Raw genomic sequence first — 12,203 nt, forward strand, 5'->3', positions numbered from 1 at the left:
GATGACCTGACGGCCAAATTGCGGGCCAGCGACGAGCGCCGCGTGAGCTTCGAGCGCGAACTGGACCCTTTGCGCCAACGCATCACCGATTTGCAACTCAAGGAGCAAGCCGCACGGCTGGGCCTGGAGCAATACAGCCAGCTTTTGGCAGACGCCCAAGCCGACCTGGACAGGGTGGCCCAGTCGATCGAGGCGGGCCCGGTGCGTGTGACGGGCCTGCAAGGAGAGATTGACCGCATCCTCCGCGACATCACGGCACTCGGCCCGGTCAATCTGGCCGCGCTGGAGGAGCTGAGCACTTCGCGTGAGCGCAAGGTGTTCCTGGATTCACAGTGCGCTGACCTGACCGACGCCATGAACACGCTGGAAGACGCGATCCGCAAGATCGACGCCGAAACCCGCGACCTGTTGGGCGGCACTTTCAAGGTCGTCAACGAGCATTTCAGCCGCATGTTTCCCGAACTCTTTGGTGGTGGCAATGCCCGCCTGGTCATGACCGGTGACGAGATCCTGGACGCAGGCGTGCAGGTGCTGGCGCAGCCGCCGGGCAAGAAAAACCAGACGATCCACCTGCTCTCGGGCGGTGAGAAGGCCCTCACGGCTATCGCGCTGGTGTTTGCCATTTTTCAGCTCAACCCCGCACCTTTTTGCTTGCTGGACGAGGTGGACGCGCCGCTGGACGACGCAAACACCGAACGGTACGCCAAACTGGTCAAGGGCATGGGCAAAGAGACCCAGTTCCTGTTCATCAGCCACAACAAGATCGCCATGGAAATGGCCGAGCAGTTGATCGGCGTGACCATGCAAGAACAGGGCGTTTCGCGCATTGTGGCGGTGGACATGGAGTCTGCCGTTTCTATGGCCGACATGGCCTGAGGACCTTATGTTGGAATCAATGAGTTCTTTGCAATTGAGTTTGGCGGCCATTGGCGCGCTGACTGTGGGTGCTGTGGTGTTGTTCAATCACTGGCTGTCGCGAAAAAATGCGCCGAAGCAGGCCGAGCCTCAGATTGAACCCATGGGCGAGCCTGTTGGCAGCTCATCAAAAGCCACCGAGCAGACCGAACCGGTTTTGACCGACGACTTCGCCCGCTTGCCGCAACCTGAGCGCAAGCCCCAACTGGATGCGCTGATTGACGTCATCGCCACCATCGAGGTCGACCACACGGTTTCTGGTGATGCCGCCTTGGCTTTTTTGCCGGGGACACGCCGCGTGGGCACCAAGCCCTTCCATGTGGAAGGTTGCAGTGAGGAAAGTGGTGAATGGGAAGCCTTGACCGCGGGCCGTCGGTATTCGGCTTTTCAGGCGGGCGTGCAACTGGCCAACCGGGTGGGTGCGCTGAACAACATTGAATTTTCTGAATTTGTGGTCAAAACCCAGGCGTTTGCCGATGCGGTGGGCGGCAGCGCCAATTTCAGCGACATGCTTGAAGAGGTGGCACGGGCCCGTGAATTGGACCAATTTGCCAGCGCGCATGATGCGCAGCTGAGTTTCACCGTATGCGCTCGGGCCTCGGCTTGGAGCCCTGGCTATATCCAGCAACATGCCGCCCGTTTGGGTTTTGTGGCGGGGGTGATCCCTGGCCGCATGGTCGTGCCTGCCACCGTGGTCGGTATGCCGCCCATTTTGTCTTTGACCTTCGACACCCAAGCGGCCATGGCCGACGACCCGGCCTTGTCCGCCATCCGCGAGTTTTCTCTCAGCCTGGATGTGCCCCAAATTGCACGCGAAGACCAACCCTTTGAGCGTTTGCGCGAATGCGCCCGTTTGCTGGCCGAGCACATGGACGGCGTGGTGACCGATGGCAATGAGCAAATGCTGGGTGACGAGGTGCTGGACCAGATTGCCAGCGACCTGCAGCAGCTCTATGACGCCTTGGCCGCTCGCGAGTTGTCGGCGGGTTCGGCCCAAGCACGTCGCCTGTTTTCCTGATTCGGTTCTTGCACCATGTCGCATCCGGACTTGTTTGGCGACCTGTCAACCGGTGAATCTGCAGATACGGCGCTGCAAAAAAACCATTCTTTGGGCATGCCTTCCGAACGTGCCGCTGTCCTGCGCGGCATCTTGCACCGCTATGCCCACGCTTATTACACGCTCGACCAGCCAGAAGTTCCGGACGCCGAATACGACCGATTGTTCCAGGAATTGCAAGCGCTGGAGGCGGCCCACCCCGAACTTCTGAGCCCCGATTCGCCCACGCAGCGGGTCGGCGGGGCGGTGCTCGATGCTTTTGCGCAAGTCACGCACCGCGTGCCCATGCTGAGCATCCGCACCGAAACCGACACCGAGGCCAGCGGGGCCGAAGCGTTTGACACCCGCATCCGCAAGGAGCTGGGCCTGACTGAAGCCGACCCGGCGGTGTCGTATGTGGGCGAACTGAAGTTTGATGGCTTGGCCATGAGCCTGCGCTACGAGAGCGGCGTGCTGGTGCAAGCGGCCACCCGGGGCGATGGCGAAACTGGGGAAGAGGTCACTACCAACATTCGCACCATCGGGCAAATCCCGCTGCGCTTGCCAAGCGACGCGCCTGACGTGCTCGAAGTGCGCGGCGAGGTGTACATGCGCCGAAATGATTTTGAAGCCCTGAACGAACGCCAACGCCAGCGCATTGCCGCGGGCACCAAAGGCGAAAAAACCTTCGTCAACCCGCGCAATGCCGCTGCTGGCGCTGTTCGCCAACTGGATTCGGGCATCGCTGCCGAACGGCCGCTGAGCTTTTTTGCTTATGGTCTGGGCGACATCACCCCAACGAAGGATGGCGCCCCGCAGTGGCTGAGCCATTACGACATGCTGATGCAGCTCAAGGCCTGGGGTTTTCCGGTGGCAGAGCAAACCGCCTGCGTTCAAGGCGCTTTCGGCTTGGTGGCATTTCACCAGCGCATCGCGTCTGAACGCGATGCCTTGCCTTATGACATCGACGGCGTGGTCTACAAAGTCAACGACCTCGCGCTCCAGGCCCGTTTGGGCTTTGTGACCCGCGAGCCGCGTTGGGCCGTGGCCCACAAATACCCGGCGCAAGAAGAAATGACCACCGTGCTGGCCATTGATGTGCAGGTGGGGCGCACGGGCAAGCTCACGCCTGTGGCCAAACTGGCTCCGGTGTTCGTGGGCGGCGTGACGGTGACCAATGCCACACTGCACAATGAACTGGAAGCCCGCCGCAAGGACGTGCGGGTGGGCGACACCGTGATCGTGCGGCGTGCGGGCGATGTGATCCCTGAAGTGGTCTCGGTGGTGCTGGACCGCCGCCCACCCGATGTGCCCCAATTCACCATGATGAGTCACTGCCCAGTGTGCGGGAGTTTGGCAGAGCGGGAAGAGGGCGAGGCCGACCACCGCTGCACGGGCGGTCTGTTTTGCAGCGCCCAGCGCAAGCAAGCCATTTGGCACTTTGCGCACCGCCGCGCCATGGATGTGGATGGCCTGGGCGACAAGCTGGTGGACCAATTGGTCGATGCCGGCCATGTCAAAACGCTGGCTGACCTGTATCGCCTGAGCCTCTCAACACTGTCAGGCATGGACCGGATGGCTGAAAAATCGGCTGAAAACTTGCTGCAAGCCTTGGAAAAATCCAAGACAAGCACACTGGGCCGTTTTGTCTTCAGTTTGGGGATCCGGCATGTGGGCGAGGCCACGGCCAAGGAGCTGGCCCGTCACTTCGGCCAACTCGATGCCATCATGGTCGCCAGCGAGGACGCTTTGTTGCAAGTGGCCGATGTCGGCCCTGTGGTGGCGCACAGCATCCGCACCTTTTTTGACCAGTCGCACAACCGGGAAGTGGTTCAAGCCTTGCGAGATGCTGGCGTGACCTGGCCCGAAGGCGATGCCTTGGCCCCGACCGAGATGCCACTGGCGGGGGTCACGGTGGTGCTCACAGGGACCTTGCAAAGCATGGGCCGCGACGAAGCCAAAGAAAAACTTGAAGCTCTGGGGGCCAAAGTGGCCGGATCGGTGAGTAAAAAAACCCATTACGTGGTGGCCGGGGCCGAGGCGGGCAGCAAGCTCGACAAGGCTCAAGCACTGGGGGTGCCCGTTTTGGACGATGCGGGCTTGGCTGTTTTGCTTTCCGGAGAAAAACCATGACCGTGCGAGAGATTCTGAAAATGGGCGATGCCCGCCTGCTGCGTGTGGCAGAGCCTGTACAGACTTTTGACACGCCTGAGCTGCATGCGCTGCTGGCCGACCTGCGCGACACCATGGCCGCGGCCAACGGCGCGGGCATCGCAGCGCCGCAAATTGGGGTGAACCTGCAGGTGGTGATTTTTGGCAGCACGTCGGTCAATCCGCGCTACCCCGACCGAGAACTGGTGCCGCCTACGGTGCTCATCAACCCGGTCATCACGCCGCTCGTCAGCGATGAAGCGCAAGCCTGGGAAGGTTGCCTGTCGGTGCCAGGGCTGCGTGCCCTGGTGCCCCGCTGTTCTCGTGTGCGCTACACAGGCTTTGACGAAAAAGGCCAAGCCATTGACCGCACCGTGGAAGGCTTTCACGCCCTGGTGGTGCAACACGAATGTGACCACCTGATCGGCAAGCTTTTTCCCATGCGGGTGCGCGACTTCACGCATTTTGGTTTTACTGAAGTTCTGTTTCCCGGTATCAGCGCGGCTGAGGACGATTGAAGTCGCTCTGGCCAAAGTGGTGCACGGACCATCACCGAGAGGGCGCTGCGCCCACAAACCCACAGCGCCTGAAAACTCACAGCTTGGCCAGCTTCTCAAGCGCCAGGTTCAGCGTTTCGTCCTTTTTCGCGAAACAAAACCGGATGACTTTCTGATCAAAGCCATTGCCGTAAAAGGCTGACAGCGGAATGGCGGCAACGCCGATGTCGGTCGTCAGCCATTTGCAAAAGTCGGCATCGCTCAGGTTTTTCTCGGGTACTTTCAAGCCGGAAATGTCCACACATTGAAAGTAAGTGCCTTCGCTGGGCAGCAACTTGAACGATGTTGGCGCCAAGCCTTGTTGGAAGAGATCGCGCTTGCGCTGGTAAAAGGCGGGCAATTCGAGGTAGGGCGCCGGGTTGGCCATGAAGCGTGCCAGGGCATGCTGCATCGGGGTGTTGACGGTGAACACGTTGAATTGGTGCACCTTGCGAAACTCGGCGGTGTAGTCGGCAGGCGCGGCCACCGTGCCGATTTTCCAGCCCGTGACGTGGAAGCTTTTGCCAAAACTGGAGACGATGAAGGCCCGAGCGGCCAGGCCGTCAAAGTGGGCGGCGCTCCAATGCTGCTTGGGCGCGTAGACCATGTGCTCGTACACCTCGTCGCTGATCAGGACAATGTTGGTGGGGGCCAGAATCTCTTGCAGAGTCAGCATGTCTTGCTCAGACCAGATCATGCCGCTCGGGTTGTGCGGTGAATTGATGAGGATGGCACGGGTCTTGGGGCGGATGGCGGCGCGGATTTTGTCAAAGTCAGGTCGGAAGGTGCCCGGTGTCAAGGGGATACGCACCACCACACCGCCCGCCAGCTCGATGTTGGGCACATAGCTGTCATAGCAAGGTTCCAGCACGATGACTTCGTCGCCTGGGTGAACAATGGCCAGCACGATGGTGAGGATGGCTTGGGTGGCCCCGGCGGTGACGGTGATCTCGCTCACGGGGTCATAGTGGCGAGCGTACAGGGTTTCAATTTTGCGCGACACCACTTCGCGCAGCGGCGCCACGCCTGTCATGGGCGGGTATTGGTTGAGGCCTTCGCGCATCGCGTCGTTGACCAAGTCGAGCAGATGGGGGTCGCAGGGAAAGTCCGGGAAACCTTGGCCCAGATTGACCGCTTTTTTTTCGGTGGCCAACGCCGACATGACGGTGAAAATCGTGGTGCCCATGTCGGGCGCTTTGGAGACGAGGGTGGGTGTACGAGCGTTCATGGCGTGGCAGATGAAAGTGAAATCAGGCAGAGCGGCGTGCGCTCAAAGTTCGTAATCGTTGACATGGCCTGTCATGGCCTTGGTGATCAGTGGGGCCGTCAGGCGGTCGCTCAACAGTTCAGCAAAATGGTAGACAAATTGGCGCAGGTAAGCGCCCCGCTTGAACGCCACACGGGCCACGTTCTTGCCCAGCAGATGCCCTAAAGGACGAATCGCCAAGTCTTTGACCGGGTCTTCTTGGACGGCCATCTCGGCCACGATGCCGATGCCCAGGCCCAGGCGCACATAGGTTTTGATCACATCAGAGTCGATGGCTTCCAGCGCAATGCGGGGGTGCAATTTTTTGGCGGCAAAGGCTTGGTCGATGCGACTGCGGCCCGTGAACGACGGGTGGTAGGTGATGAGGGGTTCGCTGGCGATGTCTTCCAGTGACAAGTGTTCTTTGTGGGCCAAAGGGTGGTCCAAGGGCAGCACCAACACGTGTTGCCATTCATAACAGGGCAGGGTCACCAACTCTTCGTAGGCCGACAAGGATTCGGTGGCAATGCCGATTTCGGCGGTGTCGTCCAGCAGCATTTTCGCGACTTGGTCCGGAGCCCCTTGGTGCAGGCTGATGTTGACCTTGGGGTATTTTTCACGCAGTTTGGCCACAGGCAGGGGCAACACATAACGCGCTTGGGTGTGCGTGGTGGCGATCGACAAAGTGCCGTTGTCTTGCGCGCTGTATTGGTCGCCGATTTTGCGCAAATTGCCCACTTCACGCAGGATGAGCTCAATGCTTTGCAGAACATGCTGGCCAGGTTCTGTGATGCGCTTGAGTCGTTTGCCGTGGCGGGCAAAAATTTCGATGCCCAGCTCTTCTTCCAGTTCGATGATGGCTTTGGAAACGCCGGGTTGAGAGGTGTGCAAGGCTTTCGCTGTTTCCGTCAGGTTCAGGTTGCGGCGAGCGGCCTCTTGGACAAAGCGAAACTGATGGAGGTTCATGCGTTAAATGCCATATTGATTGGCATCATTATGCTTTATTCGAACTATTGCTTGGACGGTTGGCCTGCGGCTATTTGGGCCATCAACTGGGTCATGGCGGGGTGCTCACCGATGGCGGGGAGCATTTCAAACGCCACTTGGGGATAGGCTTCGATCAAGTCGGCCACCAATTGGGGCAAGTCTTCCCGCGCGTGCCGACCCACCCCCAAAAACATGGGCACGATCCGCAAATGGGACTTGCCTTGCATCATCAAGGCCTCGACTGTGGTGGGCAGGTCGGGCGTGGTCAGCTCCAAAAACGCGCAGGCCACGGTCAATGCAGGCCACTGCCGGGTCATTTCCTGAGCCACGGCATCGATGGGCAAACGCCACAGGGGGTCGCGTGAACCGTGGGCGAACAAAATCACCCCCACATTGGATTTCATGTCAGTCATCATCGCCTCAGCACCATCCACCAAAAACCCAACAAGGAGACAGCGCTGTAAATCAAAGAGGGCGCCGCCGCGGTCAACCAAGGTTGCCAGTTTTGCAAGTTCCCTGCGTGCCCAAACAAATTGTTCAAAAGCGAAAAACTGATGCCTGCCAGCACCCCGCCAAAAACGTACCCGGCAATTTGTCCTGAGCGAAAGTGCAAATAAGCGAAGGGCAAAGCCATCACCAGCATCACCAGGCAGCTCAAAGGGTAAAAAACTTTGCGCCAAAACTCGATTTCGTAGCGCTGCACGTTCTGTTGGTTGGCAGACAGATGGCGGATGTATTTGAGGAGTTCCCAGGTTCGCATGCGGTCTGGACTGAGCACCGCAGCAGCCACCATGTCGGCGCTGATGTCTGTAGACCAGTCGAGCGTGGCGTGTTGTAAGGATTGGTAGCGCAATGGCGCTGCTGGGCCGGAAGCTTGAATCGATTTTTCTTCTGCTTGCTTCAAGTGCCATTGACCTTGGCCAATGTCTGCCTCGGTGGCCGTGGTGATGGCCAACAATTGTCCTGACTCATTGAATTCGTGAATTCGGATGTTTTGCATGTGGCCGATGCCATCAAATCTTCGGACATTCACCGCAAAGTGCCGCTTGTCTTGTGTTTCTTTCAGCCAAGCACCGGTTTGGCCCACCGTCAAATGGCCCTGAAATTTCGATTTGAGCAGGACGCCTTGTCGATCGGCCCAAGGCGCGACGTAGTCGCCCACCAAAAACGTCAAAACCACAAAAACCATTCCCAGTTGCAGCAGCGTGCCCAGGGCCCTGAGGGGTTCCAACCCACCCGTTCGCAAGATGGTGAATTCGGAACTTTGCGCCAACCTGGCCATGATGAAGATGCCGCCAATCAAGACGGAAATCGGCAACAACTCATAGATGTGCGCTGGGGTCTTGAGCAAGGCATACAAAACAGCGTGTTGCAGCGAGTAGCCCTGGCTGGCATATCGGGCCAGATGTTGCAACTCTTCGACGATGTCAAAGAAAAGGAACAAGGCCAAGAAGGCCAGTGCCACAAAAGCAACCCCGCGGGTGATTTCGCCATGCAAGATTTTGCGGACGGTCTTCATGGCGCACGCCCAGGGACAGAAAAGCTGAACACGCGCAACATGGGCCAAACCCCATTGAAATGGCGCACTGCAAGCCATGCCCATGCCAGCAAAAAGAATCCGCCATGCAGCATCAGCATGAAGGGGGCGAACCCAACGCGTCCCGAACCGACCCAGCTTTGGCCCACATTCAGCATATTGAAATAGGCCACAAACATAAAAAGTGCCAATGCCAAGTGGTAGCTGCGACCTGCCCGTGGGTTGACGGTCGAGACGGCCAGAGCCATCAGCATCAAATTGACGCTGGCCAGGCCGAGCCCCAAACGCCAAGACAGTTCACCCAAGTGTTCCGGGGTGGGTGATTGGAGCAACTGCCAGGTGGAGGCGTGGCGGGCGCTCAAACCGGTCAATGACAATTTGACATCGTCATCGATCAGCAATTCGTAGTGCTCAAATTGCGTCAGTCGCGTTTCCCCAGATTCACGGTTGGTCAACCACTGTTGGCCTTTGTCAAGCAATAAAAATCGGTCATTGCCGACGATGTCGATGCGGCCCGATTGTGCTGTGGTCACGCTTTCCATGTGGCCGTCTATGCTGGAGATGAACACATGTCGGCCAATCCGGTTGTCTGGACTGTCCTTGTCAATGAAAAAGACACGCTGACCGCCTGCGGACTCCTGGAACTGGCCAGGCGCTATTCGCTCAAAGTCATTTCGTTTCTCGAACCGTTGGGTCAACTCATGAATTTGCTGGTTGCTCCAAGGCCAGGCCAACAAGGCCAGAAAAAACACCACCAACAAGAAAGGCCAAGCGAAGCCAAACAAAGGCCGCACAAATTGGCCCAAACCTTGACCGCTCGAAAACCAAATCACCATTTCGCTGTCGCTGTACATGCGAGAGAGGGTGGCCACCACGGCGATGAAAAGACTCAAGGCCATGATGGTCGTGAGTTGACTGACCACACTGAAGCCCATGACCTGCAACACTTCGGAGGGGTTGACCCTGCCACGGCTGGCCTGGCCCAAAGTCCGAATCAAGGTGATGGTGATCAAAATAGAGACCAGAACCACCAAGCTTGACCAAAAATTTCGGCCCAGATCTTTGCGTAATGAAGAATGGAATAACATGCCAACCAAGGAAAAGCTGAATTATGAACTTCGAAATCCAAAAACGCGCCCTGTCCACGCTGATTCGTGAGGATCTGGACGCTGTGGTGGTCTTGTGGCCAGCCCCAGACGACCAACTGACCGCCAGCCTTGACCCCATCTCGGCCTTGGTCAAGACGGCCACACAACACGGTGATTTTGACCACAAGCCCGGTACCACCTTGTCTTTGTATGCCCACCCGGGTGTGAAAACCAGGCACTTGGTGATCGTTTCCGTGGCCGACGGCAAGCCGGCGAAGGTTCGAACGGCCCTCCTTGCGGCATGGTCCGTTTTGAAATCCTTCAAAGTCAAGCGCTTGGGCGTCCATGCGGCCTTCGATGTGTCGACCCAAGCCCTTCAGATGGCCGCCACAACGCTGGCCGATGCCAGTTACAGCTACACCAGTACCTTGAGCCAACCCAAACCCAGAACGCTCAAACACGTCGTGTTCAGCATGGCACGGGTCAGTGCCGAGCAGCGCGGGGCTGTGGCGCATGTGCAAGCCTTGGTGTCTGGTATCGAAGTGGCCAAAGAGTGGGCCAACCGACCCGCCAACCATGCCACGCCGTCCATGTTGGCCGAGGCCGCCAAATCGATCGCCAAAGGCGCTTCATTCAAATGCGAAGTGATGGGCCCGAAAGAAGTGACCAAGCTGGGCATGGGCGCTTTCTTGGCGGTGGCGCGCGGATCTGATGAGCCCTTGCGCTTTATCGTCATGCGCTACAACGGGGCGCCTGCATCTCAAGCGCCTGTTGTGCTGGTGGGCAAGGGCATCACATTCGACACCGGCGGCATTTCCATCAAGCCAGCGGCCGAAATGGACGAAATGAAGTTCGACATGTGCGGCGCCGCCAGTGTCTTGGGTGTTTTCAAAGCGCTGGCTGAACTCAAGCCGGCCCTCAATGTGGTGGGTTTGATTCCAGCCACCGAGAACATGCCTGATGGATTGGCTGTGAAGCCAGGCGATGTGGTGACCAGCATGAGCGGTCAAACCATTGAAATACTGAACACCGATGCCGAGGGGCGCTTGGTGCTGTGTGATGCACTGACCTATGCAGAACGCTTCAAACCGAAGGCTGTGATCGACATCGCGACCTTGACCGGAGCCTGCGTGATTGCACTGGGTGGTGTGCGTTCGGGTCTTTTCTCCAGTGACGACGCCTTGGCGCAATCGATTCAGTCGGCTGGCGAAGCCTCAGGGGACACTTGCTGGCGCATGCCCTTGGATGACGATTACGCCGAAGGCCTCAAGTCCCGCTTTGCCGATGTGGCCAATGTGGCCGGTCGCCAGGCCGGCTCGGTCACAGCCGCCAAATTTTTGCAGCGCTTTGCATCGAAGTACCCATGGGCCCATTTGGACATCGCTGGGACGGCCTGGCGCAGTGGTGCTGCCAAAGGCGCCACTGGCAGGCCGGTGGCCTTGCTGTTGCAATACCTCTTGTCTCAAGTGGGTGGGGCTGCCGCCAAGACCCGGGTGGCGAACCGCCGTTGATGGGGCTGGGATGACCCGGATTGAATTTCATTTCAATGCACCAGACCGCTTGCCCTATGTGTGTCGGTTGCTGCGCAAAGCCCACCGTCAATCTTTGCGCATGGGCGTGCTGGGGTCCGAAGTGGTTTTGCGACAGTTGAGCGCTGCGCTGTGGACCTTTTCAGACACGGACTTCTTGCCGCACAGCACCCCTTCAGATTCAAAGGCTATCCAGGATGCTTCGCCCATTCAGTTGCACCTAGACCCTTCGCGCTGCCGTGGTCTGGATGTATGGGTGAACCTGGGCGACGAGGTCCCCCAAGGGTTTGCACAATGCCATCGCCTCATTGAAGTGGTGGCAAGTGATGACCATGGCCGCATGACCGCGCGTCAGCGGTGGCGGCATTACACCGCCCAAGGGTACGATTTGTTGCAACACGATTTGTCCAAAGCGGCGAGCACATGATACGGCCTGAATCTGATGCCCAACCCGACCCCATGCCTCAGGTGGTTCCTGTTTTAAGTACGGTTGTGCCCGATTCTCAAATTTCCGCGTGGGTGTCGGCTGCGCTGGATGCAAGGCTGCTGGAGAAGGCCGAATTCATGGCCTTGACGGACAACTTGGTGCAGCAGTTGCGCCCCGATTTGGAGCGTATGGCGACCGAGTTGGTACACCGCAGCCTTTCCCAAGCTTGGGCAGCACGTTTCCGATTGGATCTGGACTGATGGTTGGTGAAAGGCCCCAGACCTTTTATGATTATTTTGGTTTTCCCTAGCTTGTAAATGGTCGTTTTTGCAGTATCTTTGCGGCTTGCTTGATTGAAGCAAATCATTTTGGGAGTTTCCATGACATTTTCTGGTACGCGTACTTTGACCTTGGTGTCTGTGGCTGTGGCTGCAGTGGTTTTGGCAGCTTGCGGTAAAAAAGAAGCCGCTTCTGACGCACAAGTGATCAAGATTGGTCACGTGGGCCCTGTCAGCGGTGCCATCGCTCACTTGGGCAAGGACAATGAAAACGGTGCGCGTATGGCCATTGAAGAGCTCAATGCCGCTGGTCTCAAAATCGGTGACAAGGCTGTGAAGTTCGAATTGCTGGCTGAAGACGATGCAGCCGACCCCAAGCAAGGCACGGCTGCCGCGCAAAAGCTGGTTGACGCCAAAGTCAACGGTGTGATCGGTCACCTGAACTCCGGCACCACCATCCCCGCTTCGCAGCT

12 protein-coding genes and 1 pseudogene are annotated in these 12,203 nt (G+C 58.3%); 8 read left to right on the forward strand and 5 right to left on the reverse strand.

Annotated features, from left to right (window positions below; translation table 11 throughout):
- The 4 genes and pseudogenes from Q0O19_RS11680 to def all read left to right on the forward strand — a co-directional run.
- Window positions 1–876, forward strand: a pseudogene (locus Q0O19_RS11680) (chromosome segregation protein SMC); the annotation flags it as partial.
- A 19-nt stretch (window positions 877–895) separates the two neighbouring features.
- Window positions 896–1,933: a cell division protein ZipA C-terminal FtsZ-binding domain-containing protein gene (locus Q0O19_RS11685; RefSeq protein ID WP_295523174.1), complete on the forward strand. Its 1,038-nt coding sequence runs from the start codon at window positions 896–898 to the stop codon at window positions 1,931–1,933.
- A 96-nt stretch (window positions 1,934–2,029) separates the two neighbouring features.
- Window positions 2,030–4,084 (forward strand): NAD-dependent DNA ligase LigA, encoded by a 2,055-nt coding sequence (gene ligA / locus Q0O19_RS11690; RefSeq protein WP_295523196.1) that lies wholly within the window; start codon window positions 2,030–2,032, stop codon window positions 4,082–4,084.
- Window positions 4,081–4,620 carry a peptide deformylase gene (gene def, locus Q0O19_RS11695; protein ID WP_295523176.1) on the forward strand — a complete coding sequence of 180 codons (540 nt, stop codon included), beginning with the start codon at window positions 4,081–4,083 and terminating at the stop codon, window positions 4,618–4,620. Before ligA ends, def begins: the two co-directional genes overlap by 4 nt.
- Window positions 4,621–4,696: 76 nt before the next feature.
- Here the strand turns inward: def and Q0O19_RS11700 are convergent, their stop codons facing one another.
- The 5 genes from Q0O19_RS11700 to lptF are packed head-to-tail and all read right to left on the reverse strand — an operon-like array spanning window position 4,697 to window position 9,496.
- Window positions 4,697–5,866, reverse strand: coding sequence for a pyridoxal phosphate-dependent aminotransferase (locus Q0O19_RS11700; protein WP_295523178.1), 1,170 nt, complete (start codon window positions 5,864–5,866; stop codon window positions 4,697–4,699).
- Window positions 5,867–5,908: 42 nt separating this feature from the next.
- Complete coding sequence (locus tag Q0O19_RS11705) at window positions 5,909–6,850, reverse strand: CysB family HTH-type transcriptional regulator (RefSeq protein WP_295523180.1); 942 nt, start codon at window positions 6,848–6,850, stop codon at window positions 5,909–5,911.
- 44 nt (window positions 6,851–6,894) lie between these two features.
- Window positions 6,895–7,287 (reverse strand): CbiX/SirB N-terminal domain-containing protein, encoded by a 393-nt coding sequence (locus Q0O19_RS11710; protein WP_295523182.1) that lies wholly within the window; start codon window positions 7,285–7,287, stop codon window positions 6,895–6,897.
- A complete protein-coding gene (gene lptG, locus Q0O19_RS11715) occupies window positions 7,284–8,390 on the reverse strand; it encodes an LPS export ABC transporter permease LptG (protein WP_295523184.1) in 1,107 nt (368 codons plus the stop codon). Before lptG ends, Q0O19_RS11710 begins: the two co-directional genes overlap by 4 nt.
- Entirely contained in the window at window positions 8,387–9,496 is a 1,110-nt protein-coding gene (gene lptF / locus Q0O19_RS11720) for an LPS export ABC transporter permease LptF (protein WP_295523186.1), read from the reverse strand. The genes lptG and lptF overlap by 4 nt, the downstream gene beginning before the upstream one ends.
- Before the next feature lie 23 nt (window positions 9,497–9,519).
- Between lptF and Q0O19_RS11725 the strand changes: the two genes are divergently transcribed.
- The 4 genes from Q0O19_RS11725 to Q0O19_RS11740 all read left to right on the forward strand — a co-directional run.
- Window positions 9,520–11,007 (forward strand): leucyl aminopeptidase, encoded by a 1,488-nt coding sequence (locus tag Q0O19_RS11725; protein ID WP_295523188.1) that lies wholly within the window; start codon window positions 9,520–9,522, stop codon window positions 11,005–11,007.
- Between the two features lie 10 nt (window positions 11,008–11,017).
- The gene (locus Q0O19_RS11730) at window positions 11,018–11,452 is read left to right on the forward strand and encodes a DNA polymerase III subunit chi (protein WP_295523190.1); all 435 of its coding nucleotides are present in this window, start codon (window positions 11,018–11,020) and stop codon (window positions 11,450–11,452) included.
- Complete coding sequence (locus Q0O19_RS11735; protein WP_295523192.1) at window positions 11,449–11,712, forward strand: hypothetical protein; 264 nt, start codon at window positions 11,449–11,451, stop codon at window positions 11,710–11,712. The genes Q0O19_RS11730 and Q0O19_RS11735 overlap by 4 nt, the downstream gene beginning before the upstream one ends.
- Before the next feature lie 120 nt (window positions 11,713–11,832).
- The coding region (locus Q0O19_RS11740; RefSeq protein ID WP_295523194.1) for an ABC transporter substrate-binding protein at window positions 11,833–12,203 on the forward strand (371 nt) is incomplete at its 3' end.

Source organism: Limnohabitans sp. Rim8, from assembly GCF_945869175.1.
In the GTDB taxonomy this organism is placed as follows: Bacteria; Pseudomonadota; Gammaproteobacteria; order Burkholderiales; family Burkholderiaceae_C; genus Limnohabitans_A.

Coding starts and splice junctions, on each gene's coding strand:
- Q0O19_RS11685 (WP_295523174.1), top strand. CDS start 896: ATGAGTTCTTTGCAATTGAGTTTGGCGGCCATTGGCGCGCTGACTGTG.
- ligA (WP_295523196.1), top strand. CDS start 2,030: ATGCCTTCCGAACGTGCCGCTGTCCTGCGCGGCATCTTGCACCGCTAT.
- def (WP_295523176.1), top strand. CDS start 4,081: ATGACCGTGCGAGAGATTCTGAAAATGGGCGATGCCCGCCTGCTGCGT.
- Q0O19_RS11700 (WP_295523178.1), bottom strand. CDS start 5,866: ATGAACGCTCGTACACCCACCCTCGTCTCCAAAGCGCCCGACATGGGC.
- Q0O19_RS11705 (WP_295523180.1), bottom strand. CDS start 6,850: ATGAACCTCCATCAGTTTCGCTTTGTCCAAGAGGCCGCTCGCCGCAAC.
- Q0O19_RS11710 (WP_295523182.1), bottom strand. CDS start 7,287: ATGATGACTGACATGAAATCCAATGTGGGGGTGATTTTGTTCGCCCAC.
- lptG (WP_295523184.1), bottom strand. CDS start 8,390: ATGAAGACCGTCCGCAAAATCTTGCATGGCGAAATCACCCGCGGGGTT.
- lptF (WP_295523186.1), bottom strand. CDS start 9,496: ATGTTATTCCATTCTTCATTACGCAAAGATCTGGGCCGAAATTTTTGG.
- Q0O19_RS11725 (WP_295523188.1), top strand. CDS start 9,520: ATGAACTTCGAAATCCAAAAACGCGCCCTGTCCACGCTGATTCGTGAG.
- Q0O19_RS11730 (WP_295523190.1), top strand. CDS start 11,018: ATGACCCGGATTGAATTTCATTTCAATGCACCAGACCGCTTGCCCTAT.
- Q0O19_RS11735 (WP_295523192.1), top strand. CDS start 11,449: ATGATACGGCCTGAATCTGATGCCCAACCCGACCCCATGCCTCAGGTG.